Annotated in this window: 30 protein-coding genes; 18 read left to right on the forward strand and 12 right to left on the reverse strand. The window is 64.4% G+C overall.

Features of this window, described 5'->3' with window-relative positions:
- Window positions 1-25 precede the first annotated feature (25 nt).
- The 3 genes from ACJYUO_RS09800 to ACJYUO_RS09810 form a co-directional block, all read right to left on the reverse strand.
- Window positions 26-196: a hypothetical protein gene (locus tag ACJYUO_RS09800; RefSeq protein ID WP_494345189.1), complete on the reverse strand. Its 171-nt coding sequence runs from the start codon at window positions 194-196 to the stop codon at window positions 26-28.
- 37 nt (window positions 197-233) lie between these two features.
- Window positions 234-428: a hypothetical protein gene (locus ACJYUO_RS09805; protein ID WP_494345190.1), complete on the reverse strand. Its 195-nt coding sequence runs from the start codon at window positions 426-428 to the stop codon at window positions 234-236.
- Window positions 429-501: 73 nt separating this feature from the next.
- Window positions 502-828, reverse strand: a complete 327-nt coding sequence (locus tag ACJYUO_RS09810) for a nuclear transport factor 2 family protein (RefSeq protein ID WP_494345191.1) — start codon at window positions 826-828, stop codon at window positions 502-504.
- Window positions 829-954: 126 nt separating this feature from the next.
- Here ACJYUO_RS09810 and ACJYUO_RS09815 point away from each other — a divergent pair, with 126 nt between their 5' ends.
- Window positions 955-1,458, forward strand: a complete 504-nt coding sequence (locus ACJYUO_RS09815) for a DUF367 family protein (RefSeq protein ID WP_494345192.1) — start codon at window positions 955-957, stop codon at window positions 1,456-1,458.
- Between the two features lie 113 nt (window positions 1,459-1,571).
- The gene (locus ACJYUO_RS09820; protein ID WP_006185565.1) at window positions 1,572-1,721 is read left to right on the forward strand and encodes a 50S ribosomal protein L40e; all 150 of its coding nucleotides are present in this window, start codon (window positions 1,572-1,574) and stop codon (window positions 1,719-1,721) included.
- Window positions 1,722-1,845: 124 nt separating this feature from the next.
- Here ACJYUO_RS09820 and ACJYUO_RS09825 read toward each other — a convergent pair whose 3' ends face one another.
- Window positions 1,846-2,463: an MBL fold metallo-hydrolase gene (locus ACJYUO_RS09825; RefSeq protein ID WP_494345193.1), complete on the reverse strand. Its 618-nt coding sequence runs from the start codon at window positions 2,461-2,463 to the stop codon at window positions 1,846-1,848.
- A gap of 217 nt (window positions 2,464-2,680) precedes the next feature.
- Between ACJYUO_RS09825 and ACJYUO_RS09830 the strand changes: the two genes are divergently transcribed.
- The 7 genes from ACJYUO_RS09830 (at window position 2,681) to ACJYUO_RS09860 (ending at window position 7,870) form a co-directional block, all read left to right on the forward strand.
- Window positions 2,681-2,857, forward strand: coding sequence for a DUF5786 family protein (locus ACJYUO_RS09830; RefSeq protein ID WP_006431152.1), 177 nt, complete (start codon window positions 2,681-2,683; stop codon window positions 2,855-2,857).
- 3 nt (window positions 2,858-2,860) lie between these two features.
- Window positions 2,861-3,439, forward strand: a complete 579-nt coding sequence (locus tag ACJYUO_RS09835) for an endonuclease dU (RefSeq protein ID WP_494345194.1) — start codon at window positions 2,861-2,863, stop codon at window positions 3,437-3,439.
- 124 nt (window positions 3,440-3,563) lie between these two features.
- Window positions 3,564-4,160 carry a uracil-DNA glycosylase gene (locus ACJYUO_RS09840; RefSeq protein ID WP_494345195.1) on the forward strand — a complete coding sequence of 199 codons (597 nt, stop codon included), beginning with the start codon at window positions 3,564-3,566 and terminating at the stop codon, window positions 4,158-4,160.
- A 116-nt stretch (window positions 4,161-4,276) separates the two neighbouring features.
- Window positions 4,277-4,471, forward strand: coding sequence for a hypothetical protein (locus tag ACJYUO_RS09845; RefSeq protein WP_494345196.1), 195 nt, complete (start codon window positions 4,277-4,279; stop codon window positions 4,469-4,471).
- 42 nt (window positions 4,472-4,513) lie between these two features.
- Window positions 4,514-4,666: a hypothetical protein gene (locus ACJYUO_RS09850; protein ID WP_494345197.1), complete on the forward strand. Its 153-nt coding sequence runs from the start codon at window positions 4,514-4,516 to the stop codon at window positions 4,664-4,666.
- 136 nt (window positions 4,667-4,802) lie between these two features.
- Window positions 4,803-5,465, forward strand: coding sequence for an imidazole glycerol phosphate synthase subunit HisH (gene hisH, locus ACJYUO_RS09855; RefSeq protein ID WP_494345198.1), 663 nt, complete (start codon window positions 4,803-4,805; stop codon window positions 5,463-5,465).
- 1,205 nt (window positions 5,466-6,670) lie between these two features.
- Window positions 6,671-7,870 (forward strand): Cdc6/Cdc18 family protein, encoded by a 1,200-nt coding sequence (locus ACJYUO_RS09860; RefSeq protein ID WP_494345199.1) that lies wholly within the window; start codon window positions 6,671-6,673, stop codon window positions 7,868-7,870.
- Window positions 7,871-7,970: 100 nt separating this feature from the next.
- On the opposite strand, the gene ACJYUO_RS09865 is transcribed toward ACJYUO_RS09860, so the two are convergent.
- Window positions 7,971-8,327, reverse strand: coding sequence for a hypothetical protein (locus tag ACJYUO_RS09865; protein ID WP_494345200.1), 357 nt, complete (start codon window positions 8,325-8,327; stop codon window positions 7,971-7,973).
- A gap of 380 nt (window positions 8,328-8,707) precedes the next feature.
- Here ACJYUO_RS09865 and ACJYUO_RS09870 point away from each other — a divergent pair, with 380 nt between their 5' ends.
- Entirely contained in the window at window positions 8,708-9,829 is a 1,122-nt protein-coding gene (locus tag ACJYUO_RS09870) for a tRNA (guanine(26)-N(2))-dimethyltransferase (protein WP_494345201.1), read from the forward strand.
- A gap of 38 nt (window positions 9,830-9,867) precedes the next feature.
- Here ACJYUO_RS09870 and ACJYUO_RS09875 read toward each other — a convergent pair whose 3' ends face one another.
- The gene (locus tag ACJYUO_RS09875; protein WP_494345202.1) at window positions 9,868-10,068 is read right to left on the reverse strand and encodes a hypothetical protein; all 201 of its coding nucleotides are present in this window, start codon (window positions 10,066-10,068) and stop codon (window positions 9,868-9,870) included.
- A 254-nt stretch (window positions 10,069-10,322) separates the two neighbouring features.
- Between ACJYUO_RS09875 and ACJYUO_RS09880 the strand changes: the two genes are divergently transcribed.
- Window positions 10,323-11,612, forward strand: a complete 1,290-nt coding sequence (locus tag ACJYUO_RS09880) for a YihY/virulence factor BrkB family protein (protein ID WP_494345203.1) — start codon at window positions 10,323-10,325, stop codon at window positions 11,610-11,612.
- A 203-nt stretch (window positions 11,613-11,815) separates the two neighbouring features.
- Here the strand turns inward: ACJYUO_RS09880 and ACJYUO_RS09885 are convergent, their stop codons facing one another.
- Window positions 11,816-12,613 carry an alpha/beta fold hydrolase gene (locus ACJYUO_RS09885; protein WP_494345204.1) on the reverse strand — a complete coding sequence of 266 codons (798 nt, stop codon included), beginning with the start codon at window positions 12,611-12,613 and terminating at the stop codon, window positions 11,816-11,818.
- 244 nt (window positions 12,614-12,857) lie between these two features.
- Window positions 12,858-13,460: a dCTP deaminase gene (gene dcd / locus ACJYUO_RS09890; protein ID WP_494345205.1), complete on the reverse strand. Its 603-nt coding sequence runs from the start codon at window positions 13,458-13,460 to the stop codon at window positions 12,858-12,860.
- A gap of 160 nt (window positions 13,461-13,620) precedes the next feature.
- On the opposite strand from dcd, the gene ACJYUO_RS09895 reads away from it, so the two are divergent.
- Window positions 13,621-14,433: a hypothetical protein gene (locus ACJYUO_RS09895; RefSeq protein ID WP_494345206.1), complete on the forward strand. Its 813-nt coding sequence runs from the start codon at window positions 13,621-13,623 to the stop codon at window positions 14,431-14,433.
- Window positions 14,434-14,596: 163 nt separating this feature from the next.
- Window positions 14,597-14,935, forward strand: a complete 339-nt coding sequence (pth2, locus tag ACJYUO_RS09900; protein ID WP_494345207.1) for a peptidyl-tRNA hydrolase Pth2 — start codon at window positions 14,597-14,599, stop codon at window positions 14,933-14,935.
- A gap of 4 nt (window positions 14,936-14,939) precedes the next feature.
- On the opposite strand, the gene ACJYUO_RS09905 is transcribed toward pth2, so the two are convergent.
- Window positions 14,940-15,920 carry a DMT family transporter gene (locus ACJYUO_RS09905; protein ID WP_494345208.1) on the reverse strand — a complete coding sequence of 327 codons (981 nt, stop codon included), beginning with the start codon at window positions 15,918-15,920 and terminating at the stop codon, window positions 14,940-14,942.
- Window positions 15,921-16,158: 238 nt separating this feature from the next.
- Here ACJYUO_RS09905 and ACJYUO_RS09910 point away from each other — a divergent pair, with 238 nt between their 5' ends.
- Window positions 16,159-16,947, forward strand: a complete 789-nt coding sequence (locus ACJYUO_RS09910) for a helix-turn-helix transcriptional regulator (protein ID WP_494345209.1) — start codon at window positions 16,159-16,161, stop codon at window positions 16,945-16,947.
- Window positions 16,948-17,091: 144 nt separating this feature from the next.
- On the opposite strand, the gene ACJYUO_RS09915 is transcribed toward ACJYUO_RS09910, so the two are convergent.
- Entirely contained in the window at window positions 17,092-18,792 is a 1,701-nt protein-coding gene (locus ACJYUO_RS09915) for a spermidine synthase (protein ID WP_494345210.1), read from the reverse strand.
- 84 nt (window positions 18,793-18,876) lie between these two features.
- Window positions 18,877-19,104 (reverse strand): DUF8107 family protein, encoded by a 228-nt coding sequence (locus ACJYUO_RS09920; protein ID WP_494345211.1) that lies wholly within the window; start codon window positions 19,102-19,104, stop codon window positions 18,877-18,879.
- A gap of 135 nt (window positions 19,105-19,239) precedes the next feature.
- Between ACJYUO_RS09920 and ACJYUO_RS09925 the strand changes: the two genes are divergently transcribed.
- A complete protein-coding gene (locus tag ACJYUO_RS09925) occupies window positions 19,240-19,650 on the forward strand; it encodes an SRPBCC family protein (protein ID WP_494345212.1) in 411 nt (136 codons plus the stop codon).
- 72 nt (window positions 19,651-19,722) lie between these two features.
- Here the strand turns inward: ACJYUO_RS09925 and ACJYUO_RS09930 are convergent, their stop codons facing one another.
- The gene (locus tag ACJYUO_RS09930; protein ID WP_494345213.1) at window positions 19,723-20,955 is read right to left on the reverse strand and encodes a CobW family GTP-binding protein; all 1,233 of its coding nucleotides are present in this window, start codon (window positions 20,953-20,955) and stop codon (window positions 19,723-19,725) included.
- A gap of 161 nt (window positions 20,956-21,116) precedes the next feature.
- Between ACJYUO_RS09930 and ACJYUO_RS09935 the strand changes: the two genes are divergently transcribed.
- The 3 genes from ACJYUO_RS09935 (at window position 21,117) to ACJYUO_RS09945 (ending at window position 24,460) form a co-directional block, all read left to right on the forward strand.
- Entirely contained in the window at window positions 21,117-23,063 is a 1,947-nt protein-coding gene (locus ACJYUO_RS09935; protein WP_494345214.1) for a hypothetical protein, read from the forward strand.
- A gap of 123 nt (window positions 23,064-23,186) precedes the next feature.
- Window positions 23,187-23,483, forward strand: coding sequence for a DUF7990 family protein (locus ACJYUO_RS09940; RefSeq protein ID WP_006431173.1), 297 nt, complete (start codon window positions 23,187-23,189; stop codon window positions 23,481-23,483).
- Window positions 23,483-24,460 carry an ArsA family ATPase gene (locus ACJYUO_RS09945; RefSeq protein ID WP_494345215.1) on the forward strand — a complete coding sequence of 326 codons (978 nt, stop codon included), beginning with the start codon at window positions 23,483-23,485 and terminating at the stop codon, window positions 24,458-24,460. The genes ACJYUO_RS09940 and ACJYUO_RS09945 overlap by 1 nt, the downstream gene beginning before the upstream one ends.
- The last annotated feature ends 203 nt before the right edge of the window (window positions 24,461-24,663 follow it).

The raw sequence follows: 24,663 nt of genomic DNA on the forward strand, positions 1-24,663 counted from the left end.
TCGGGACCGATCATCGGCAGAGCGCTTACCGCTTCGCGCCGGCGACGCCGCTGCCGATCGCCGCGCCACACTCGTTGCACGCGACGAGGTAGAACCGCTTCGACGCCGCGAAGAAACCGGTCGTGGCGTCCATTTCGACGAACTCGACGTCGGTCTTCTCCGAGAGGGTCGCATCGCATTCGGGGCAGTGGACCATACGCGCAGTTATGATAGCAGTGCTATATGTTTTACCTTCACACGGCTCCGCCCCCGCCACCGCCGGCTTTCGCGCCGGCGACGCCGCTCCCGATCGTCGCACCGCAGGCGGCACAGGACGCCGTATAGAATCGTTTAGACGCCGCGATGAACCCCATCTCCGCATCGGTTTCCACGAAGTCGATGTCGGACTCTTCAGCGAGGGTCGCTCCGCAGTCGGGGCAGTGGACCATAGCGATCGAATGTGGTGCCTGCCTGAAATTTGTTGCCCACGTTTCACATTCGAGTCGACCCTCCCGAAACCGATCACCGCGAGTACGTCTCGAGGCAGCGGATCTCTCCCGCCGACAGTTCGAAGAAGTCAGCGAACTCGAAGAGCACCGCTCCGTCGTCGATCACGCGGCCGCGAACCGCGACTCGGCCATCCTCGGCGATCACCGACTCGAGTTCGTGACTGGTGTCCGGATTCGGGCGCTTTTCGCGCATGAACTCGATGAACTCGTCGCGGTTCTCGAACGTCTGATCCGGCCGGTGCTGGACGAACGCCGGTGAGAGGACCGACCGCTCGAGCGTCTCGTAATCGTGCTCGTCGAGCGCGTCGTAGTACCGCCGGACGAGAGTCGCTGAATCCATACCTGACATTTCGGTACGATCGACAAAAGTGTGCGACTCTACTGACCGACTGTCGACCGCTCGCCTCGAGGCGATACTGACTCGCGTTCCGGGGTCCTTTTCTCTCGGCCGATCGTACCGCCTCGCGTGGAGTGTCACGTCTACTACGAGGGCGACGACGACCCCGAGAAGTGCACCGCGCGTCGCCTCGAGAAGTTCGACAAAGCGATCCTCCATCGGTCGATGGGGCAGGTGCCCTACGGGGTCGTGTTGAACCCCCACGCCGAGCAGGCGCTCTCGCCGGCCGATCTCGAGGAGGGGCTGGGAACGCTGGTCGCCCTCGATTGCTCCTGGGAGTCCGCCGAGGAAGCGTCGTTTCAGATGCGCGGGGTCCACCGCGCGCTCCCGTTTCTCGTCGCCGCGAACCCGATCAACTACGGCCGTCCGTTCCGGCTGACCACCGTCGAGGCGCTCGCTGCCGCGGCCCGCATTTTCGACGATCGGGAACTCGCCGAGGACCTCCTCGAGCCGTTCCGCTGGGGCGAGACCTTCCTGACGCTCAACGAGGAACCGCTCCGGCGGTACAGCGAGTGTACGGACTCGAGCGAGATCGTTGCAGTTCAGGAGGACTACTTGGCCGACGAGGAATAGCCGTGAGCCGGCGGTGACGGCGATTTACTGACGCCCGCTTCCAGCTGGTTCGGGTGCGTTCTTCGTGCCCGTCGGATCACAGCGATTAAATGCCCCACGAGCGAAAGCCGGGTATGGCCAGTTTCGACGCCGCTGAGAAACGGATGCTCGAGAAGATGATCTGCATGCGCTGTAACGCTCGCAACTCCAAGCGAGCCACCCGCTGTCGCAAGTGCGGTTACAAGAAGCTTCGCCCCAAGGCGAAGGAAGCCCGCGCCGCATAATCGACCACGACGGATCGCTCGATCCGATCCGGTTTCTGTCGTTTCTGCAGCCGTAGTGACGATGTCGTCGTTCTCCCGTACAGCGCCACGCTCGTATTGCGGCTAGACCCGGTAATAGCGCCCGCTACTCGTCGGGATACTTCGGCTCTCGCTTCTCGGCTCGCTCGAGTGCCGTTTCCACGACATCGAGCACGTCACCGTGGAAGACGCTGCCGTGGCCCGCGTACATGTGCTCGACGCCATCGGGCATGCGCTCAAGCAGGTCCTGAATGCTCTCGATGAGTCGCTCGCGGGACTGGCCGGCCATGTCGGTGCGGCCGAAACTGCCGTAGTCGAAGGCCCCGTCGTCGTGGACGACCACGTCGCCGGAGAACAGCGACGACTCGGAGACGAAGGAGACGTGGTCGTCGGCGTGGCCCGGCGTGTAGACGATGTCGAAGTCTTCGTCGCCGATCCGGACCGTGTCGCCGTCGTCGATCGCTTGCGTTCGAGTCGGATGCTCGGCGTAGGCGTACACTTCGGGATCGAAGGCGTCGCAGACGGCCTCGAGTTGGGCGACGTGATCGCCGTGTTGGTGGGTCATGACGACGGCCTCGAGTTCGTCGACGTGGTCACGGATCTCATCGACGACGCCGTCCCATGCCCCGGCGTCGACCAGCGTCGCCGTGCCGTCCTCGCCGACGGCGAGGAATGCGTTACACGTGAACGTTTCCGCGTCCTCGGTGATGTGGGAGACTTCCATACCATGACAGTCGACGGCCGGCGGCAAAAACGGTGCTGTCGCGGAACTCGACACCGATCAGGACCCTGCTGTCACCGTCTGACATCTGGCGGATATTTTATACAGGATTGCCGGATGGGCCGTAGAGCAGCGCTCCCCAACGTGTTGGTAACTTGGGAACCCCTCATAGCTCGGTGACCACGGAATTTTTCAATCGGTATCCCGTAGACCACACCGTATGGGATTCGGGAGCTACGACGAATCCGAGCAACAGGAAGTCGACGCCGATTTTGATGACGACGATGCGGTCAAGTCGGGAGAGAACAGTCACGAGGGAACCATCGAGTTCGAAAACGGCGCATCGAGCGACGAATTGCTCGATCGACTCAAGGAAATCAAAGACGAGAGCGACTGACGGATGAAACCCGGGGTGCGGGCGCTGGGTGTCGCCGAATCGTACCGCGGCGATCGCGATCGGGGACGGACAGAGAGCACGCTCGCCGGTGCCGTCGTCCGAGCCGACCGCGTCTGTGATGGCCTCGCGTACGCCGCCTGTCGCGTCGGCGGCACCGACGGAACCGATGCCGTTATCCGGCTGCTCGAGGACCTCGATCGGCCGGATATTCGATACGTCCTCCTCGGCGCCATCGCCCCTGCGTGGTACAACCTTCTCGACCTCTCGCGAATTCGTGGGGCGGTCGACCGGCCAGTGATCGCCGTCACCTTCGAGGCCAGCGACGGCCTCGAGACCGGGCTCCGAGACGCGTTTTCCGGATCCGACCTCGAGGCCCGCCTCGCGACCTATCGAGCGCTGCCGGAGCGACACGAGTTGTCGGTCAACGACGAGACCGTCTACGTGAGAGCAGTCGGCCTCGAGCCCGCTGAAGCAACAGAAATTGTCCGGGCGTTCACGCCCGAGGGCGGTCGTCCGGAGCCGATCCGAGTCGCCGGACAGGCGGCTCGAGCGGCGGATTCGTACGCGCGGTCGGTCGAGTGACGCGGGGTGACCGGGGCGAGGCTGGAGCTGGTTTATCGAGCCAGCGATACCGGTCGCGGTCCGTTTCGGACCTACCGGCACCGCGTCCCGAAAGACGTAGGAGGCGACCCGCTGACTCCAACGTATGGGAGACATGGAGGACCTCTGTGTCATGGAGTGTACGCGCTGTCCGGCGCTCGTCGACTCGCGGAGCCGGATCGTCAACGGTGCCGGTCCCGAGGACGCCGACCTCCTCTTCGTCGGCGAGGGCCCCGGAGCCAACGAAGACGAGCAGGGCGAGCCGTTCGTCGGCCGCAGCGGCACCGTCCTAGACGACGGGCTCCGCAACGTCGGCCTCGAGCGCGGCGATATTCGTATCACCAACTGCGTGCGCTGTCGACCGCCAGAGAACCGCGATCCGACGAAGGACGAACTCGCGAACTGTCGGGGCTACCTCGAGCAGGAAATCGCCTCGCTCGACCCCGAGGTGATCGTCACGCTCGGAAAGGTGCCGAGCGAACACCTGCTCGAGCGGTCGGTCGCTGTGACGAAGGAGGCGGGCGATCTCGCGGAGGTTCGGATCGACGGCGCACCGCGGCGGCTGCTGATCTGTGTCCATCCGGCGGCGACGCTGTACGACCGCAGTCAGGAGGAGACGTTCCAGAACGCCCTGCAGCGGGCGGCCGATCTCGCGGGCGTTGCGGACAGTGAGGGCGGACAGTCCCGCCTCGACGGCTTTTGAACTGCCGGAGCCGACGCGTTTGGTCCCAGTCCTCGTCGGAGCGATTTTGTGACGATTCGGTTGAGCCATTCCTATCCACCGAACAAATTATACTATGTTGTCATATACTGGTGTGTATGTCCCAGCCCTCCACTGCCGAATCCGGCACTGCTGTCGATCCAGCGTGGCGATTCGGCGTCCACTTGTTTCCGATCGGGCCGCTCGCGATGCTCGGCTCGTACGTTGCGCTCTGGCTCTTCACGCTGTCCGTCGACGCGAAGTCACTCGGCGTCGGGCTAGCCTCGTTCGTCGTGATCGTCTTCGTCGGCTGATCGTCGGTCATCTTCGCTGCGGTCGCCGGGGGATCGGTGCTCATGGACGCGCTCGCTCCGGGACCACCCGTCGTGGAATCCGAACCCGTGGATCCGGGTGGGCTCGGTCTCGTCCATCTTGCCGGGGCCGAACTGGCGATTCCGTACCTGCTCTCGGTTCCTGGTATCGACTACTACCTCTCCCGGCGACGGTAACTGATCGGCCGCGACGGCGACGGGAGCGGTGGCGACGAGAGCGACACCCCAATCGAGTCGACGGGCGGACGCCGCGTGAATCTCAACGGGTTGCGCGAAGGGTAATTCACTTTACTACGCCCCTCCGAGTACGCGTATGAGCACTGTTCCGTCTCCGCAGGAGGAATCCCTCGCGTCCGTCGTCATCGTCGACTACGGACTGGGGAACCTCCGCAGCGTCACGCGCGGCTTAGAGCGTGCGGGTGCCAACGTCGAAATCACGGACGATCCCGCGGCGTTCGCCGCGGCCGACGGCGTCGTCCTGCCCGGCGTCGGCGCGTTCCGCGAGGGCGTCGAAAACGCCGACCCGCTCCGCGAGGACCTCCTCGAGGTGGCCGAAAACGGCACCCCACTCTTTGGCATCTGTCTCGGGATGCAGATGCTACTTACGACGAGCGAGGAGGGCGACACTGACGGCGAGTCGGCCGTGCAGGGGCTCGACTTGATCCCCGGAACCAACGTCCGGTTCGCGGAGGGCCAGAAGGTCCCCCACATGGGCTGGAACGAACTGCACGTCCAGCGCGAGCACCCCCTCGTCGAGGGAATCGACGGGAACTACGCCTACTTCGTCCACTCCTACTACGCGGTTCCCGACGATCAGAACGCGACGGTCGCGACGACGGACTATGAACTCGAGTTCCCCTCGATCGTCGCCAACGAGGAAGGCACCGTCTTCGGCACGCAGTTCCACCCCGAGAAGAGCGGCGAGACGGGACTGCAGATCCTGCGGAATTTCGTCGAGATCTGCGCCGACGAGTAGTCGCGCGAGACCGCGGGATCTCCGGTTGCTGTTCGCTTCCCGATGCCACTGTTCGTTTCCCAGTATTGGTGGTCGCTTCCCAGTCGCTCGAACGACAGTGGGTCAGTTGCCGGACGCAGAGACACACCCCTCGGTGCCGCTGTATGGGTCTTCGAGATGGCTGTTATCTCGAGGAATCGCTGGATTCCGTTCTTAGCGACTGTTCGATAACGATCGCCGACCGATTTGAGTGTTGACGGTAACCACCAATGCTAAATACTATTCCTGTGTCAAAGCTCATTGGCTGAATTGGACGAGAAAGTGTCCAATTGATATTGGACTCGATCGCTCGAGTCGTATGCTCCTCCTCGACTCGGGGCTGGGACTGGACTCATTGAGTCCGTCGAGACGGTACTCATTGGACAGTCGCTGTTCTACCGTTGTTCCGCGGTGAGCCCGTTACCGACGCTGCTCCGATCCTGTCCAGTATCATCGGCTATAGTAGCCACTGAACGTCATTATACGCCTGATCGCACGACTGCGTCGCGATCAGCGTGTAAATCGTTTCAGTGGCTACTTTATCAACTCCATCGCGTGTTATCGATCGATTCGCGAGGCGCCATCTGACCCCCGCTTCGAGTCGACGAACACCGCCGCATCGTTACAGCGGCACCGCGGGGTGTGTGTCTCCGTATACAGCGGCACCACGGGGTGGGAATCGGCTGATTCACGCCCGATGGAAACGCTTTTCCGCTGATACAGCGGAACTTCGGTGCCCCGTTTCGGTCTACCGAACTGGACCGACCACTGTCGGTGACGGCCGTCTGACCCTGCCTATACCGCTGGTGGCTCTCCGCTGGTCGGGTAGCTTCTGTCGTCGCGTGGGCACCCCGCCATACAGCGACACGTTGGGATCCGCCAACGTGTGATGCAGTGAACTGCGGCGGCTATACAGCGGCACCGAGGGGTGTGGTCCCGCCCATACAGCGGCACTCCGGGGTTCCCGATGCGCGCGACGGTCTCAGCACAGGCGCAATCCCCACACTGGTACAGCGCGACCTGGCCGCTCATACAGCGGAATCGAGGGGTATGAAGCGCCCTATACAGCGGCATCTTGGGGCGTGTTTCTCTCATCTCAGGCACGTATACCAGAGAATATCGAGTATACAGCGGCACTCCGGTTCCGAACGATTAAGTACCCGACCCCGAAAGTACCCGATATCTGAATGCCGGATTCGATGGACTACTTCGGCAGCGAGAACGAGATCTTCCGGAACAAGGAGCTGCTGCAGGTCTCGCATCTCCCCGACGGGGATCGGATAATCGGCCGCGAGGACGAGCTAACGAATCTCGCGAACGCGATCAAACCCGCGACGCGGGGGAACACGCCGAACAACGTGCTCGTCTATGGGAAGACGGGAACCGGGAAGTCCCTCTGTTCGAAGTTTATTACGAATCAGGCGATCGACCGCGCCGAGGGCAACGACGTCTCGATCGGCGTCGCGTACGTCGACTGCCTGCAGGAGTCGACCGAGACCCAAGCCGTCCAATCCGCCGGCCACCAGCTTAACGACCAGTCCGAGACGGCCGTCTCGATTCCCCATTCGGGGCTGAGCACGGCCGAGTACTACCGCCGCCTGTGGCACATCGTCGACAGCCGCTACGACGTCGCGCTGATCATCTTGGACGAGGTCGACAAGATCGAAGACGACGACATCCTGATGCAGCTCTCGCGGGCCGTCGAATCCGGCAAACTCACCGAGAGCACCATCGGCGTCATCGGTATCTCGAACAAGATCCGATACAAGGACTCGCTGGACGAGCGAATCAAATCGAGCCTCTGTGAGCGCGAGTACGTCTTCTCGCCGTACGATGCGACGCAGATTCGAGAAATCCTTCGCACCCGGGCCGATGCCTTCCACGAGGGCGTCCTCGCGGACGGCGTCATCCCCCGCGTCGCGGCGCTGGCCGCCCGCGAACACGGTGACGCACGGAAGGCGATCGATATCCTCCGCTTCGCAGGCGAAATCGCCGAGGAAACCGATCGAGAGCGGGTCACGGAGGCCTGTGTCGATCAGGCCCACGAACGCGAGGAGACCAGTCGACTGGCCGAACTGATCTCCAAGAGCCCCAGTCACGCGAAACTAGTCCTCGAGGCGATGGCGCTGTTGACCCAGCAGAAAGCGGAGGACAACGCGCCGGTGACGACCAACGAGGCCTACGACCTCTACAAGCGACTCTGCGATCGGGACGGCTCGGAGCACCTGAAACTGCGCCGAGTTCGGGACATCCTCTCGGAACTCGAGTTCCTCTCGATCATCGATCAGGAACGCAAGTGGGCCGGCAAGGGGAAGGGCAACTACATGGAGAACCGACTGATCGACGATCCCGACGTCATCATCGCAGCCTGTAACGAGTCCGAGTAGTGCCACCGTCCGGTAGTGTCCTCGAGTCCGGTTATCGTCCCACTGCGATCGATCGGGACCGATCAGGAACCGGAACCACGGGAGTTTGCGGACGACGCAATTACAGCAGGTCGCGAACTTCCGAGTACCACATGTCGTGGTAGTCGACGTGGCCGACCCGGCGCGCGATCGCGACCGCTAAGGAGTGCCAGCAGCGCTCGGTCGGGTCGTCGGCGTCGAGATTGTACTCGCTGTCCTTGCAGGTACAGCCGCCGTCCTCGACGATGTACTCGTCGTCGTAGCCGACGACGATCGTGAAATCACGGTAGGCTTTCACTCGATTTTCACCGACGGCTTCGATGGCGCGAACCCCGCGGTCGCCGTGGATCTCCGAGATCTCGCCGACGATCTCCGGCGTGAGTTCGCCGGCTTCCTCGAGGGCAGCCTGCCATCGCTCGACGGGGTTGGCCTTCGGCACGTCCGTGACTGTGCACCGAACTGTAAAATCGGTTTGGTTGTGTCGCCGCGGCGGCGAGACATCGACGCGCCCTGCGTGCAATTCAGCCGCCGACCCGGGAGCCGCGCTCGGATCGGTCGACCGACTGGCTCCCGCTCGAGACGGCGACATGACGGGAACGCCGAAGGTCGAACGAGTTGGCCCGTCGCGTAACCGAATCGTCGAGCGCCACGGCGGGGAACGCTGACGTGAGTCCGACCCGGATACCGGCTCGACGGTCTCGGTTACCTTGCCGGCGGCCGACGACCGCCTCGAGTGGGCCCTGTGTAGTCTCCCATCGCAGTCCGCCGACTGCCGTCCGAGACCACACCGTTTTTCGCCCGGTACCGACGAGACGTGGTATGCGCGTCACCGAGGGCGGGGTCGAACTCGAGGTCCCCGGCGAGCAGACGGAGGGCATCGAGGAGGCGGTCTTCTACAACCCGCGACAGGAATTGAACCGGGATCTGACGATCGCGACGCTGCGGGCCTACCGCGAGCGCGAGGACCGCGCCACCTCCTATTTGGACGCGATGACCGCGAGCGGGATCCGTGGGGTGCGAGCCGCCGCGGACGGCTGGGACGTGACCTGCTGTGATGTCGACGAGGACGCCGTCGACCTCGCGCGCGAAAACGTCGAGCGAAACGACTGTGGAGAGCGGGCGACCGTCGAACACCGCAACGTCAACGCCCTCATGCACGACTCGACGTTCGACGTGATCGACCTCGATCCCTTCGGGACGCCGATGCCTTTCGCCGACGCCGCGTTCGCGAACTGCCGCGATCTACTCTGCGTGACCGCGACCGACACCGCGCCGCTGTGTGGCGCACACTTCGACAGCGGCGTTCGCTCGTACTCCGCCGTGCCACAAAACACGGACTATCACGCCGAAATGGGCGTTCGAATCCTCATCTCGGCGCTCGCACGCAGCGGCGCGCGCTTCGACGTCGGCGTCGAGCCGATCCTGACCCACGCGACCAGCCACTACGTCCGGACCTACCTCGAGCTGACCCACAAGCCCACCGCGGCTGACGCCGCGATCGACGAGTTAGGCCACCTCTATCACTGCGAAGACTGCCTCTACCGCGAGGCCGACCCCGGGCTGATCGCCGAGCCGCTCGAGACGTGTCCCCACTGCGGCGGCAATCGGATGCTCACCGCGGGTCCGGTCTGGCTCGGGGCCGTCCAGGATTCCGCGTTCATCGCCGCGGTTCGCAACGAGATACCGTACACATTCGATACCGCACCGAAGGCGCGGGAACTCTGTGACACGCTCGCGGCGGAACTCGACGAGCCGACCCATTACGACCAACACAAGCTCTGTCGGAACTGGGGACTGCCCGCGAACGCGATGGACGACTTCTTGGCCGACCTGCGCGAGGCGGGCTATGCGGCCTCTCGAGCCCACTACGGCGGGACGACGTTCAAGACGGACGCCAGCGTCGACGAGATCCACGCGGCGACCGCAGACAGTCTCGACTGAACGGCCGGATCCGGGTCTCGGATGCCTCCTCGAGTTCGCTACTCGAGGTCAGCGTAGAGGCGAACGAGGCCACACTCGGGACAGCAGACGCCCTGTAGCTCCGCCCTGTTCTGTAGGCCGATCGTTCCCAGCAGCCCGTCGCGTTTCCCGGTGGTAATGAACAGTCGACTCGACTCGGTGTCGCGGACCTTCGTTTCCTCCATCGTCACGCCGCAGTCGGGACAGCGTCGTTGCTCCATGCGATGATGTTAGACATTCAACATAAAGAAACTCGTTGTTTGCGTGATCGTCACGCGATCGCGGGAGACGGCCGAGAGCGTAACGCTATCGATCCGAACCGCTCGAAACCGACCGCTACAGGTCACCGGGTCACACCGGGCCGAGAGTACCCGACGGTCCGTTCCGACGTAACGTCCCGTTAGAGACCTGTGCTCTGTGATTACATATTTGGCGGTACCTCGAACGGCGGGTCGTGATCGATCGGGGACGAGGGGTGGACCTGACGAGACGAGTCCTTCGACTCGCGAAGGACCAGCAGTTGACGCTGCTGGCGGCTGGGGTCGCCTTCTACGGCTTCCTCTCTCTGGTGCCGCTCATGTTGCTGGCGCTCGGCCTCGCGGCGTCGATCGGCGGCGAGGCCCTCGCGGACCGCCTCTCCGCGGCCGCGACCGACATCCTCACCGTTCAGGCCCAGACGCTGCTGGCCGACGCCGTCACCGACGAGACCGGGCGGCGCGGGGCGACCGTCGTCGGTATCCTTGGCCTGCTGTGGGGCTCGAGCCGCGTCCTCCGGGGGCTCGATCGGGCCTTCTCGCAGGTCTACGGAACGGTCGGCGAGAAGTCGCTGCTGGATACGATCTGGGACGCGACGATCGTCTCGATCGTCATCGCGGTCGGTCTCGCGCTACTGGGAGCGCTCGAGCTTGTCGTTCGATTCCTGCCGGGGCTCGAGGTGACGATCGCGGTCGCGGTCGTGGGACAGCTGTTCGTCGTCTTGGGGCTGTTCGTCACCTTTCTCCCGTTGTACGTGATCTTCCCGGATGCAAACGTCAGGATCCGTGAGGCCGCGCCGGGGACGGTTATCGCCGCGGTCGGCTGGTTCGTCCTAAGCCGGACGTTCTCGCTGTACGCCGGTCTGCTGTCGGAGTACGCGGTCTACGGTGCGCTCGGTGCCGTGTTCCTCGTCCTCGTCTGGCTGTACGTCGGTGCGATCATCCTCGTCTTCGGCGCGGTCCTCAACGCAGTCCTCGCCGACCGTGAAGTGGATCGGCAGCTACAAAGTCCCGGACACCGACAGATTTCGACAGAAGCGATGACCGACGACGCTACGGGTGCCGACGAGGGAGCCGCGGAGGACCGCGCGAGCGACCGTGCGACCGCGAGGAGCGCCAGCGCCCGAACGCGCGATCGTTCGGACGATTCGGAGGTGCTCCGCGAGGAGATCGAGCGGCTGCGCGACCGCGTCGACGAGTTTGAGGACGATGTCGAGGACAGAACCGTCCGAAAAGAGTCCCTCGAGGGCGAACTCAAGCGCTACGTTCGACGACGGGTGCGACGCGGCCACGCCCACGACTGGGGACCCTACCTCGTCTTGCTGTACGGGACAGCGATGTCGATCGCCGCGTTCTACTTCCTCGAGGGGATCTACGCGATCCTCGCGATGATCGTCGTCTGGACCTCGACGCTCGGCGTCTACGTCCTGATGGTGCTGTTCGGCTTCGGCATCTCCCTGCTCGGGATCCCCGGCCGCGTTCGGAATATGATCGGCGACCGCCGCTCCTGATCGCGCACGTAGCACCGCATCCTGCCGGCTCCCGTCTCACGCGCGGGTCTTCGATTTCGTCCTCGAGTCCTCACAGTTCGACCGCCCCATAGCGAGTTGATCACTGCTTCGTAACGACTCGAACCGACAGCTTCGCCGCTCGAGCGGGGCCGTCATCGAGTCGCTCGCTGTGTAGCGTCGCCCAGTAGCGTTGCCGTCGCCGATCACTGCTGCGTGGGGACGGCCCGCCGGACGAACCGTCGCACCCGATCCGTGTAGGTCGCCGGACGGTGGAGATTACAGATGTGGCCGGCACCGGCGAGGACTTCGACGCGGCCATCCCGCGCCGCGCCGGCGTGGGCCTGCTCGCCGCGGCGCATGAGCTTGTCGTTTTCCCCGTTGAGAATCAGCGTCGAGCCGGGATAGCTCGAGAGTTTCGCCCGGAAATCGACGCCCGCGATGTCTGGGCCCGCGTCGCCGAACTGCTTCGGGTAGAAGCCCGCGCCGATGATCTCGCGCTCGATGTCTGGTGGGAGATCCCGGTTTCGGACCCAGCGCGCCGCGAGTTTCTCGCCGGCGCGTTTTCCGAGATCCGGTTTGGTCAGGAGCCGCGCTAACCCGCCGGTCAGTCGCGTGCCGAGCGCCATCGTGTCCACCGGGTTCACGCTGCTTCCCGACAGCACCAGTGCATCGACATCGCCGGGGTTGCGGTAGGCGTACTCGGTCGCCGCGTACCCGCCAAGCGAGAGCCCGACGAGTACCGCCGAGCCGTCGACGTGGGCCTCGAATACGTCCTCGAGGACGTCGATCGCCGGGGCCATTCGGAACGGCTTGCCGGCGCGGGTTCCGTGGCCCGGCAGGTCCGGCGCGACGACGTGGTATTCCTCGGAAAGTTCCCGCTGTTGGGGGAGCCACATTTTCCGCGTGAACATCGCGCCGTGGACGAACACGATCGACTGTGCGTTCGACGGACCGGCGACGTCGACGCCCTCGACGCCGCCGCTCTCCGCTCTCCAGTTCATAGCTGGTGTGGGTATCACGAGGAGTTCCTTAGTAGGCCGCCCGGCGAGCCACGGCGAAGCGCGGGGACTGGTTCCCGTGTCGCCGCGAGTCATTGGCAACGACCCGTTCGCCGCCGATCATCGGAGTGGCGTCGAGTCGCCCTCTCGTCGACGGAACTGCGATCTCGTCGCCGACGCCGCCGGCGTTACAGAGCAGCTACCCGCGGTTAGGAGCGACCCGGGAGTGAACGGCCTGCCGGCGTGTTCACCGGTCGCGCTCGAGTTGATCGCCGCCGAACTCGTCGTCGCTCTGGATGCGGGAGGCCTGTGGACCGTCCTGGTCCTGGTACTTGGAGCCGCGCTCGCTGCCGTAGGGTCGCTCCGCTTCCGTCTTGAGTTCGGTAAAGGTGAGCTGCGAGATGCGCATGCCCGGCGTGAGCGCGACCGGTGCGGAGCCGAGGTTCGACAGCTCGAGCGTGATCTGGCCGCGATAACCGGGATCGCAGAGGCCCGCAGTAGCGTGGACGACGACTGCCAGCCGGCCAAGCGAGGACCGGCCCTCGACGTGGGCGATCAGATCCGCCGGGATCTCGACGCGCTCGTGGGTCGTTCCGAGCACGAAATCGCCGGGATGGAGGATGAAATCGTCGTCCTCGTCGACGATCGTCTCGGTGACGTACTCGTCGACCTCCCCTTCGGAGTTGGGGTGGATACAGGGGATGTTCGTCCGCTGGAACTCGAGGAACTCCCGGCCCAGCCGCAGATCGACGCTCGCGGGCTGGATCTGCAGTTCCGGATCGTCTAACGGGTCGACGACGAGGTCGCCGGCCTCGAGGCGCTCGAGGATGTCCGCGTCGGAGAGGATCATACGGAGTAGGAGCGAGCACGGGGCCCTAAATTCCTCGGTCCGACGCGACGGCCGTCAACGAAGTCAACCGATCGCACGAGCGGTCGTCTCGTGTTACCGGACTGAAATTCTCGCTCGGACGGCCTAACCGATTATAACGCTGTATCATGAATGTCCCCGCATGGATGGAAAGCAGGACCGATTCAACGGCGACACAAAGGTTCTGCATCAGCGGGCTGTCAGAATACCGCTTCCGGATCGGGAGGCCGAGCGCGTATTTCACGAGAACATGATGAACGTGGCAGCCGCTCGAGAGCAGAAAGCGGCGCTGTTCGCCGACTCGGACGTATCGGTGTTAGACGCCTACGAAGCGGAACGCGATCGCATCGACGAGTGCTTCGAGCGGCGACTTCGGCGGATCGCCGGGGAGAACTACGAGGAGGTCGCGATGGCGTATCACCGCGGCGAACGCGACGACCGGATCGGCGCGCTGGCCGCGTACTACTTCGAGGGGGCGTGGCGAGCCCAACAGCAGGTGACGATCACGGACATGCTGTACTCCCCGCTAATACTTCGCTATCCGGACAGTTTCACCCTCAACATGCGGTTCGCCAGCGGGCACACGACGGCGAAATCGATCCGCTACGAATCGCCAGCCCACTGTTCGGAGGACCTCGACGAATACACTGAAACCTACTACGAGGAAAGCCTGTATTCCCAGAAGCAGGCCGCCGACTACCTCAGCGAGACCGCCGAGATCATTCGCGAGGAGTTCCCCGATCCCGACGAGACCCCTTTTGCAGAGCGCAAGTACGGCGGCGTCGTCTCGGCAGTCGGCCGCCGCGGGTCGGTCTTCTCGGCGCTGCTCGAGCGCGTCGAGCCCGACCCCGATCGGTTTTCGGAATCGATCGACGAGCCGACCCTCGTCGAGGCGGGTCCGGAGGCGAGGCGGACGGAACGGGAACTCCTTCGGGACTGCGCGGTCGTCCACTGAGTCGCTGCTCGTTTACGCGCGAATGCAGCGAAAGCGCTCGTCACACAGGGAGAACGGCTGCCCGAGAGCCGAACCGTCACTACACGCGGGTGCTCACCGACTCGTCGCCGCGTGTGCCGAGGAGATAGTCACGGCTAAAGGCATCCCCGTCCTCGAGTCGGCCATGAAACAGGCCATCGTCGCCCGGACGGATATCGGGATGGGACAGGGAAAGCTCGCCGCACAGGTCGCTCACGCGTCGCTGTCGGCCTACGAGAAGGCGGACAGGCAGCTACAGGACCAGTGGAAACAGGGCGGGCAGAAGAAGGTCGTCCTGAAAGGGCAGAGCGAACGGCAGCTCCACGAACTCTCCGAGATCGCCAAGCGAGAGGGGATTCCCAGCGCCATTATCCGGGACGCCGGCCACACGCAACTCGAGCCCGGAACCGTCACCGCGCTGGCGGTCGGCCCGGCGGCGGACGACCGGGTCGATAGCGTGACCGGCGAACTGTCGCTGTTCTAATTCGTCAGTCCGAGCGGTAGCCCCGCGGTTCCTCCCTGACTGCCGACTCGTCGTCCGCCAGCGGCGGCTCGGTGGGAACGCTCGGGAGCAGCGAGCGAACGTCGATCGACTTGCTGCCAAGCACCGCGAAGCCGGCGAAGATCGTCAGGAAGCCGACGACGGCCATCGCGTCGATGGTCTCGTCGAGCAGCGCCCAGCCGCCGAGCGTCGAGACGACGGGCACGACGTAGAAGATCAGGTTCGCGCGGATCGCCCCGGCCGTGTCGATGAGGCCGAAGTAGGCGATGTAGGCGAGGACGCCGGCGAAGATGCTGACGTAGCCGAGCGCCAGCATCGCTTCGGTGTTCCACGTGATCGCAGCCATCGACTCGCCGCCGGACCAGGCCAGCAGGTGACACAGCGCGGCAGCGAAAGGCAGGCCCCACGCGACACGAACCGTACTCGAGAGATCGCTGTCGGCCCGACGGATGAGGACGGCCCCGAGCGCGGCGGCGATCGCTCCGGCGAAGAGGATACCTTTGCCGACGGCACCGCCGAGCAGGTTCGCGGGGTCGGGGCTAACGACGAGGGCGACGCCGAGCAGGCCCAGTCCCATGCCAGCTGCACCGCGGGCGGAGAGACGCTCGTCGGAGAGCAAGAACGCGGCGAACACCGGCGTCATGATCGGATTGAGACTGTACATGATCGAGGCGACGGCGCTCGTGACGTACTGCTGGCCGACGAACAGCAGGGCGTTGGTCAGCCCGATCGCGAGGACGCCGGTCGCGAGGATCGCGCCGATATCGCCGCGAGTCCGCGGGACCAGTTCCGACCGCGACGACGTCAGCCCGACGTAGGCGAGCATGACGACCGCGGCGACGTCGAACCGGAAGGCGACGAACAGCAGCGGCGGAAAGTACGCCAGCCCGGCCTTCGCTGCGACGAAGGTACCGCCGAAGAACAGACTCGAGAGGGCGAAGAAGACGGCGATGCGGCGGGATACCATCTACGCCGTCACCTCCGTTCGAACCGTGTGCGCCGGACCGAAACCGGCCGACGCGTGGATAGCGAAAATCATCGTACTACACCGTACGAGCTACGGGTTTATAGTTTCGTTCAGAAATAATTTCATAGCAAGAAACCCTGACGGGCCGGGAAATCTCTGGGAGCCGCAACATCGCTGCAGACCGTGAAATGATTTCACACTGCGAAAACGATTTACTACAGGGGCGACGACTGTCCGTATGGAATCGGCGCTCGAGGAGATCGAGTTCCTTGCACTCTCGTCGAACCGGGTCGAGGTGCTCAGGTTGCTCGCCGAGGGGCGACGGACGCGGACCGACCTCGCGAACGAGACCGGTGCCTCACAGGCGACCCTGGGTCGGATTCTCGGCGATTTCGAGGACCGTTCGTGGATCAGACGCGACAGCGGCGAGTACGTCGCGACCGCGACCGGACGGCTCGTCGCGGAGGGATTTACGGATTTACAGGAGATCCTCGAGACCGAGGGCAGACTCCGGGATATCGTGGACTACCTGCCCACACACGCGATGGACTTCGACCTCCGGCGGCTCTCGGACGCGACGATCACCGTTCCCAGCGGGACGCGGCCGAACGCGCCGCTGGGGCGGTTGCTCGAGTTCCTTCGGGAGGGTGTCGAGGTCCGGACGTTTTCGCACACGTTCAACGAACAGACGCTGCGCGTCGTTCGAGAGCGCGTGACCGCCGGCGAGCAACGCTTTCGGGGCGTGTTCGGCCGCAGCGCGATCGACGCCCTCGCCGACGACTCGGCGCTCCGGGGCCAACTCGAGGCCCTACTCGAGGCCGAAGACGCCGAAATCCGGGTCCGCGAGGAGGGCGTGCCGATCGCGATCATGATCGTCGACGAGGTCGTCTACCTGCTCCTGCGCGACGAGAACGGCATTTTGCGCGCCTCGGTCGACACGGACGACGACGCCGTGCGCTCGTGGGCCGAGGACTCGCTGGACCACTACTGGCGGACGGCGACGCCGCTCGAGCCCGAGACGCTATAGTCGCCACTGAAACGATGTACACACTGATCGCGACGCTGTCGTGCGATCAGGTGTGCGATGACTTTCAGTGGCTGCTATATCCGACTGAGAATCGACCGGCGCGCCCGTTCTGTGTCGTCATGGATCCGTCGCCGCGGGGACCGGCTACGGCGACGCCGGTTCCGTTGCCGCCGGGCCGACGGTCGCCGAATCGGTCGCTATCGACTCGAGTCCCGTTCCCGGCCCGCCCGGCTCCGGAACGGGTCGCGCGAGTGCGGGTGAGGAGCCGGCCGCGATCGACGCGGGTTCCGGGCTCGTCTCCTCCTCGTCGGTCTGCTCGATGACGTACTCCTGTCCGACGGTCGACGCCTGCAGGCTGTCGACCGGCGCGTGATCTTCGGTCAGCACCGGCACGTCGTCGGTTTCGGGCTCGGAGAGGGAGGCGTTGACCTCGCCGCTCAAATCGATCCCGAGGTCGCGATTCTCGTTTCGCTGGGCGAGCTCGGCCTCGGTGAAGTCGGTCTCGGCTTTCGTCGCGACGACCTCGATGTTCTGGACCGAGTCCCAATTCGACGTTCGGTAGCTGTACGTCGACGCAAAGGCCTCGTCGATCGTCTTGTACTGGGCGCGGTAGAACTCCGAGCCGGCACCGCTGGGTGCGGCGATGACGTTCGCGAGGAAGACGCCATCTTCGGTCAGCCGGTCCTCTGCGAGTTCCATGAACCCGAGCTGGGTCAGGTGAATCGGAACCTGATCCTTCTGGTAGGCGTCGAGCACGATCACGTCGTATTTCTCGTCGGTGTCTCGGAGGTACTGCCGCCCGTCTTCCGTGTGGACGGTCATGTTCTCGCTTTCCTCGAGATCGAAGTAGTCCTTGGCCGCCTGCGAGACTTCGGGATCGAGTTCGGCGACGTCGACGTTGACATCGTATTTGCGCTCGAAGTCCTTCGGGCCGGTGTACCCGCCCCCACCGATGAACAACACGTCCTCGACCTCGTTGGGATCGTCGACCATCAGCATCGGCAGGTGGAAGAATCGCGTGTACTCGAAGACGTGTCGGTCGGGCTCCTCGAGGTCCATCGCGCTGTGGCGGGCCCCGTCTAAATACAGCGTTCGGGTATCGCCGTCGTCGATGACCTCAAGTTCCTGATAGGCCGTTTGGGTCTGGTAGACGACGTCGCCGCGGTGGTCAAAGGCGACCGGGCCGAGGCCGGCCGCGACGACGAGCAACACGGCGACGGCCACGCTGACGGCTGCCGGTTTCGGCGCGAGAGTAGGGAGCGTCAGCGCGACCGCGGTCCCGACGAGGATGAACCCGAACAGGAGACCGATCATGTCGATGCCGAGCGTCGGGATGAGGAGGTAGGTCGTCGCGCCCGCGCCCACGATGCTCCCGATCGTCCCGAGGGCATAGACGTGACCCGACGCCTCGCCGGTTCCCTCCACCATCGAAAGTTCTGCCGAGTAGGGGCTGATGAACCCGAGCAGGTAGGTTGGCGGCCCGAAGAGGATGAGGACGGCCGGCAGCGACGCGTACCGGGCCGGTAGCGGCATCGCCGAGGCCGAGAGCAGGAGTTGATCGCTTGCGTAGACCACGATCGCGACGTAGCCCGCCGTTCCCAGCAGGATCCAACTCATGCGTCGGTTCGACGCCGTTTCGGCTCGCTTACCGCCCTGCCAGTAGCCCAGACTCAGCGCGGCGAGGAAGACGGTGATGATACTTCCCCAGGTGTAGATGCTACTGCCGAATTGGGGGGCGATGATCCGGCCCGCGAGAATCTCCAGCCCCATGCTGGTAACGCCGGAGACGAACACTGCGACGTCGGGTTTGGTCGGCCGGTAGGCGGACAGCTGCCGCATGCTCATTATCGGACAGTAGCGGGCCCGCGACGAGAACCTGTCGCCTCACCCCGACAGTCGCCGGTACTCCGAACCGCCCCGCAATCGGTATCAGGGGCGCGAAACGACGTGCGTGAGTAAAAAGACGACGAGCGCGACCGTCGCGACGCTCGTGGGCGTAAAGACGAGGACGTCGATGCGGCTCGCTCCCCAGACGAACAGCAGCGCGAACAGCGTCGAGAGGACGGCGTTCAGCAGGAGCAAGACGCGCGGATCGCCCTGCGAGGACTCGAGGCCCTCCTGCAGTCCGTCGTCCGGTTCGCCGTCGGATCCGGCCATGCGAAGAGAGGGGAACGTTGGTCACTTAGTGGTTTCCGTGCGTGCCACCGGCGATCGGTGGCACGGATCACGTCTCGGCGACGAGATACCGCCGTCCCGGCGGTTTTTATAGTGATTCGGCGGCACGGAGTCACTATGCGCGAAGTGACGGCGTCGCGAGTGCTCGACGTGACCGCGGCCGATCTATCGACGTGGCTCGAGCCGGCGGCGATCGTCGACGCTGAGGGGAGCTTTACGGTCGAACGCGTCGAGGAAGAAGCCAACGCCACGATCGTTGTCGCCAGCGGCCCCGGAATCCGACTCCCGCTGCGGTTCGAGGACCGCGACGACGAGATTTACTACACGCAAGAGGGCGAACACGGTCCCTTCTCCCACATGGAGACGTGGCTCGAGTACGAACCCGTCGACGACAAGCGGACTCGGGTGACGATCCGGTCGGCGGTCGAACTCGCCGCGCCGCTGCCCTTCGGCGATCGGATCGCCGCGTGGAAGCGAAACGGCGAACTCGAGGGGGCGCTCGAGACGATCGAGACCGAACTCGGCTGAGGGTGTGGTGGAGCGGGCGACGGTCAGAGAAGTGTAGGAGTAGGGTGCGGTGAGCGTGGGTAGCGGCGGTGATCAGGGCTCGCGAAGCACGACATCTTCGTCGTCCTCGCTCGGAAACGGGTTCGCCAGTTCGTCGGCTCGTTCCCACTCGTCGTCGGTGACCAGACAGTCCGCGAGTTGCGAACGAAGCGACGATTCGTGGGCCTCGAGATCGGTGCCGATGAAGACCAGTTCCGTCTGCCGGTCGCCGTGGTCGTCGTGCCACTCGAGGTCGGGCCGATTGGAGCGGTACAGCTCCCGCTGGACCTCGGGGAGGGCGGCGATCCACGGCCCGCGGACGGTCGCGCGGACCGAGGGGCCGGCCTGAGCGATGTCGATTTTCACGTCGTGGCCGGCGATCCACGCCGTCCCCTTCGATCGGACGATATCGTCGGGGAGGTCCCGGAGGAACGACGCGAAGCGCTCGGGATGGAACGGGCGGCGCTCCCGGACGACGAAGGAGTCGACGCCGTAGACCTCGTCCGGATGGCGATGGTCGTGGCCATCGTGATCGTCGTGGTCGTGCGGTTTGTCCCCCTGTTCGGTGTCGCCGTCATCGGCCAGCGCCCGCTGCCAGCCCGCTAACTCGCCCATCCACCCGGGATCGAACAGGCCCACACCCAGTATGCGGTCCGGGTCGACCTCGCTGAACGTCGTGCGGATCGTCTCGGCCATCGGCTGAAGCGCCTGAACGAGGTCTTCGGCCCGCTCGAGTTCCGGCTCGGTACAGCGGTCCGTCTTGTTGAGCAAGACCAGATTTGCCACCTCGAGTTGCTCGATCACCAAATCCGAGAGCGGGCGATCGGCCTCCCCGTCCTCCCCGCGGCGCTCGGGGACCTCGTCGCCGTCGAAGGCGTCCAGAAACAGCCGCGTGTCGAGGACGGTCACCAGCGCGTCAAGGTCGTAGCTGGCGGCCACGCGCGAGGACGTGGTAAACAGCCGGGCGACCGGTGCGGGCTCCGAGATACCGGAGGACTCGACGAGCAAGTGATCGAACTCTCGCTCGCGGGCTAACCGGACGACCGCCGTCTCGAGGTCGTCTTGCAGTTCACAGCAGATACAGCCGTTCGAGAGTTCGGTGACCCCGCCCTCGACATCGAGATCGGAGCCCTCGGCGACGAGTTCGGCGTCGACGTTGACCGACCCCATGTCGTTTACCAGTACCGCGAGGTCGCGGTCGGCTGTCCGCAGGAGATGATTGAGTAGCGTCGTCTTTCCCGCCCCGAGACTGCCCGAGAGGACGGTCACCGGAATCGTCGTTTGCATAGGGATGGGTTGTGACTCGAGGGGCAAGAAGCGTCGCCTCGAGGCGGGGCTGTCGGCCCGCGAACCGAACGGGGTTCTCACCGCCGTTCCCCGGCAAAGCAGTTACTGGGTGAGAAAGTAATGAAAACCTACTTGTGATGGTGGGAATAAAATCGGCCCGTATGAAGCAGTGTCCCCGCCGTACCCTCCTCGGTGGCATCGGCACGACGATCACCGCCGCGATGGCAGGTAGCGCCGTCGGCGCGACGACTACACAGTCGGGTAGCGACGCCGGTTCGCCGGCAGTCGACGATCTCCTTGACTACCTTCCGGCATCGGTCGCGACGGACTCGATGATGATGATGACGACGGACTACGAGCGCCGCCGGGAAGCCAACGAACCCTACGAGCCCACCCCGAACACCGGCCGGTTCCAGATCGATCCCGAATCCGTCTCGAAACAGGCCCTCGTCTACGACACTGGGGACGACGGGTTTTCGATGCCGATCACCGTCCTCGCCGGTGAGTTCGACCTCGAGGGCGAGGGCGAGTCTCGCGAGACTGACGGCGGCGTCGAGTACGACTACCAGGAGAACAAGGAGACGGTCGCCGCCGCAACCGAGACCCTCGCCGTCATCGCCGAAGCCGACGACACGGTCGATGACGCGTTCGCGGCGAAGGCGGGCGAGACCGAGCGCCTGCTGGCCGCCGAGCCGGTCCTCCAGGACGGGTTCGAACTCTTCGACGGTCGCGCCGGCTACACCGTCCAGACGGCCGACAACTCGCAACTCCCCGATTCCATGGGGGACGTTACGGTCGAATACATCGCCAGAGCGATGACCGTGCTCGGTCCGGACACCCTCGAGATGAACGTCGGAGTCGCACTCGAGGATGCGTCCAACGTCACCGACGAACTGATCGAGACGCTCAAAGGCGAACTGGCCTACACTGCCACGAAAGGCGAGCCGACGGTCGAAACTGACGGTGCTCTCGTCACCATCTCCGCCAAGCGCGACCTCGCGGCCGAACGGGCGGTCAGGGAACACGACAGTCCCGGATTCCTCCACGCCGAACGCGATTTCGATCTCGAGGACGAGTACCTCGAGATCGAAGTCGGGCGTGGTGATCCAACCCCGATCGAGGACCTCACGCTCGAGGTCGGTGGCGAAGAGTACGACCGCGATATCTGGGCCGACGGCCACGGTACCCTCGAAGAGGGTGATACGATCGTCATCGATATGGACGACGTCGAGCCGACCCTCTCAGTCACGCTCACGCACGAGCACCAACTCGGCGAGAGCTCGAGCAGCACGACGATTCTCGACCGATTCGAGTTCGAGTTCGACTACGATATCGATACCGAGAGTCTCTCCGTCAAATACACTGACGAGTTCCCGCTCGACGGCGAGAAAGTTTCACTCGTCGCCTACGACGAACGGCCGCGGTACCGACCCCGCGAATCGGAGGACACCATCGAGCCGAAAGCGACGGTACAGCCGTGGAGCGACACGATGAGTGCGGGCGATACGGCAACGCTCGAGGACGTCCAGCCCGGCGATACCGTCCTCGTCTGTTGGGAAGGAACGGGCCGACAGGACAGCATCGCTCGCGACCGTATTCGACCGCCGGGCCACGTGCGTTTCGATTACGACTACGAGAACGAAACGCTCTCGGCGACCGTCGAGTTCGAAGACGAGACCGAGCGGTCGGCCGCGGAGTACGAACTGCTGATCGACGAAGAGCCGGCGGCCACGCAGTGGGCCGACGAGTACGACACCGTCAGTTCGGGGACGACGATCGAACTCGAAGACGTGGCAGTCGGCACCGACGCCACCGCCGTCTGGGGCGACGAGGACATCCGCATCGGCGGCACCCGAGCACAGCCGTCGATCGATCTGGCGTTCGACGACGGGACGGTCACACACAAGGGCGGCGACGCCCTTCCCGCGTCGAAACTCGAGGCACGAGTCTGGACGAACGACGGTCGTACCAAGATCGATATCGCCGACGAGGTCGACGGCGACTTCGAGAAAGGCGATTCGTTCACCGTCGACGCTGCGGAAGCCCGCAGCATTATGCTCCGATACGACGGCGAGTATTCCGTCGGCTACGCGCATCCGCCGCGGTAACCGAGTCGAAACTGCGTTCGCAGGTGCGTTTTCGCTTCCGTTTTTCGAGACACCGAGCGACGCCGACTCGGCCACCGCCGGGACGCGACATATTTTTGTCTCCGGCCCTGAGCATGATTGACGATGACATTGGCCGATCGGATCGCGACGTTCCGGGCCACGCTCGAGGAGTGGCTCCGCGGGCTCTATCACGGGATGATCGCCCACCCCGCCTACGAGAAGATCGAGGCCGAAGCGGAGGACCTCGAGGACGCGTTCATGCTGGCGTGTTTCCCCGACGCCTTCGGCATCCCGTCGCCGGTTTCGTACTACACGGCCGAACTCCTCCCCTTCCTCGAAGACGAGTATCAGGCGTGGGAGCGGCGGATGTGGGACCGGCAGTCGATCATCGAACGCAAAGGCCACCAGTATCACTTCTGATGACGGAGTTTACCTTCTTCGGCGGCAAGGGCGGCGTCGGCAAGACGACTGTCTCGAGTGCCTATGCCCTCGAGTGTATCGACGCCGGCCTCGAGACGTTGGTCGTTTCGACGGACCCGGCCCACAGCACCGCCGACGTGTTCGATCAGGAGTTCGGCGACGAGCCGCGGCCGGTCGAGGGCTATGACGGGCTCTCGGCGATGGAGATCGACCCCGACCGGGAGGTGCAGGATCACCTCTCGGAGCTCAAACAACAGCTCGGCTCGCAGCTCTCGGCGACGATGGTCAACGAGGTCGACATCCAACTCGAGATGGCCCACCAGACGCCGGGTGCCTACGAGGCCGCTCTGTTCGACCGGTTCGTCGAGGTGATGCGCAACGCCGAGCCGTACGATCGGGTGGTGTTCGACACGTCGCCGACCGGTTCGACGCTGCGATTGCTCGCGCTCCCCGAACTGCTCGAGCGCTGGATCGACCGGCTGATGGACAAACGCGAGCGCAGCATCGATCTCTTCGAGAAGGCCGCGATCGGCAACAACGAACCGCGCCGCGTGATGGAGGGCGATCCGATCCTCGCACGCTTGCAAGAGCGCAAGGAGCGATTCGAGTTCGCCGGCGAGGTGCTGCGCGAGGACGCCGGATTCTACCTCGTCTTGAATCCCGACGAACTCTCGATCCGCGAGACGCGCCGCTCGGTCGAGACGCTCGCCGAGGCCGACCTGCCGGTCCGGGGACTCGTGGTCAACCGCCTCTCGCCCGAGCCCGATCCCGACGAAAACGGCCGGGGAGCGCGCTATCTTCGCCAGCGGGTCGCGACCGAACGCAACCGCCTCGAGCGGATCGAACGCGAGTTCGACGTGCCGATCGCCGCGACGATCGAGACCCGCGTCGAGGAAGTCCGCGGCAGCATTCTCGAGGACGTCGCCGCGGACCTCGAGATCGAGGTCGGAGACGGCGATCGGGCACCGACGACGTAACGGGGCCAGTCGTCGCGGTCGGTACGGAGAAACGTGGCGTCTCGCCGTAACCCGGTGTCGCCGGGAATCCACGGTGGGTTTCGGGGCTCGTGATATGCTTCTTATATTCTCAAATAAAGAAGGGGTAACCCAAAAAATCGGTTGGCGCTAGTCCGAAATACAATGAATTATATTTATATTCCTCCCGTGCAACCACCTGCTAG

This window comes from Natrinema sp. CRL1 (assembly GCF_059162405.1).

Excerpts from the sequence above, each read along its gene's own strand:
- ACJYUO_RS09800 (WP_494345189.1), bottom strand. The coding sequence starts at position 196 with ATGGTCCACTGCCCCGAATGCGATGCGACCCTCTCGGAGAAGACCGAC.
- ACJYUO_RS09805 (WP_494345190.1), bottom strand. The coding sequence starts at position 428 with ATGGTCCACTGCCCCGACTGCGGAGCGACCCTCGCTGAAGAGTCCGAC.
- ACJYUO_RS09810 (WP_494345191.1), bottom strand. The coding sequence starts at position 828 with ATGGATTCAGCGACTCTCGTCCGGCGGTACTACGACGCGCTCGACGAG.
- ACJYUO_RS09820 (WP_006185565.1), top strand. The coding sequence starts at position 1,572 with ATGGCCAGTTTCGACGCCGCTGAGAAACGGATGCTCGAGAAGATGATC.
- ACJYUO_RS09825 (WP_494345193.1), bottom strand. The coding sequence starts at position 2,463 with ATGGAAGTCTCCCACATCACCGAGGACGCGGAAACGTTCACGTGTAAC.
- ACJYUO_RS09830 (WP_006431152.1), top strand. The coding sequence starts at position 2,681 with ATGGGATTCGGGAGCTACGACGAATCCGAGCAACAGGAAGTCGACGCC.
- ACJYUO_RS09835 (WP_494345194.1), top strand. The coding sequence starts at position 2,861 with ATGAAACCCGGGGTGCGGGCGCTGGGTGTCGCCGAATCGTACCGCGGC.
- ACJYUO_RS09840 (WP_494345195.1), top strand. The coding sequence starts at position 3,564 with ATGGGAGACATGGAGGACCTCTGTGTCATGGAGTGTACGCGCTGTCCG.
- ACJYUO_RS09845 (WP_494345196.1), top strand. The coding sequence starts at position 4,277 with ATGTCCCAGCCCTCCACTGCCGAATCCGGCACTGCTGTCGATCCAGCG.
- ACJYUO_RS09850 (WP_494345197.1), top strand. The coding sequence starts at position 4,514 with ATGGACGCGCTCGCTCCGGGACCACCCGTCGTGGAATCCGAACCCGTG.
- hisH (WP_494345198.1), top strand. The coding sequence starts at position 4,803 with ATGAGCACTGTTCCGTCTCCGCAGGAGGAATCCCTCGCGTCCGTCGTC.
- ACJYUO_RS09860 (WP_494345199.1), top strand. The coding sequence starts at position 6,671 with ATGCCGGATTCGATGGACTACTTCGGCAGCGAGAACGAGATCTTCCGG.
- ACJYUO_RS09870 (WP_494345201.1), top strand. The coding sequence starts at position 8,708 with ATGCGCGTCACCGAGGGCGGGGTCGAACTCGAGGTCCCCGGCGAGCAG.
- ACJYUO_RS09875 (WP_494345202.1), bottom strand. The coding sequence starts at position 10,068 with ATGGAGCAACGACGCTGTCCCGACTGCGGCGTGACGATGGAGGAAACG.
- ACJYUO_RS09885 (WP_494345204.1), bottom strand. The coding sequence starts at position 12,613 with ATGAACTGGAGAGCGGAGAGCGGCGGCGTCGAGGGCGTCGACGTCGCC.
- dcd (WP_494345205.1), bottom strand. The coding sequence starts at position 13,460 with ATGATCCTCTCCGACGCGGACATCCTCGAGCGCCTCGAGGCCGGCGAC.
- ACJYUO_RS09895 (WP_494345206.1), top strand. The coding sequence starts at position 13,621 with ATGGATGGAAAGCAGGACCGATTCAACGGCGACACAAAGGTTCTGCAT.
- pth2 (WP_494345207.1), top strand. The coding sequence starts at position 14,597 with ATGAAACAGGCCATCGTCGCCCGGACGGATATCGGGATGGGACAGGGA.
- ACJYUO_RS09905 (WP_494345208.1), bottom strand. The coding sequence starts at position 15,920 with ATGGTATCCCGCCGCATCGCCGTCTTCTTCGCCCTCTCGAGTCTGTTC.
- ACJYUO_RS09910 (WP_494345209.1), top strand. The coding sequence starts at position 16,159 with ATGGAATCGGCGCTCGAGGAGATCGAGTTCCTTGCACTCTCGTCGAAC.
- ACJYUO_RS09915 (WP_494345210.1), bottom strand. The coding sequence starts at position 18,792 with ATGAGCATGCGGCAGCTGTCCGCCTACCGGCCGACCAAACCCGACGTC.
- ACJYUO_RS09920 (WP_494345211.1), bottom strand. The coding sequence starts at position 19,104 with ATGGCCGGATCCGACGGCGAACCGGACGACGGACTGCAGGAGGGCCTC.
- ACJYUO_RS09925 (WP_494345212.1), top strand. The coding sequence starts at position 19,240 with ATGCGCGAAGTGACGGCGTCGCGAGTGCTCGACGTGACCGCGGCCGAT.
- ACJYUO_RS09930 (WP_494345213.1), bottom strand. The coding sequence starts at position 20,955 with ATGCAAACGACGATTCCGGTGACCGTCCTCTCGGGCAGTCTCGGGGCG.
- ACJYUO_RS09935 (WP_494345214.1), top strand. The coding sequence starts at position 21,117 with ATGAAGCAGTGTCCCCGCCGTACCCTCCTCGGTGGCATCGGCACGACG.
- ACJYUO_RS09940 (WP_006431173.1), top strand. The coding sequence starts at position 23,187 with ATGACATTGGCCGATCGGATCGCGACGTTCCGGGCCACGCTCGAGGAG.
- ACJYUO_RS09945 (WP_494345215.1), top strand. The coding sequence starts at position 23,483 with ATGACGGAGTTTACCTTCTTCGGCGGCAAGGGCGGCGTCGGCAAGACG.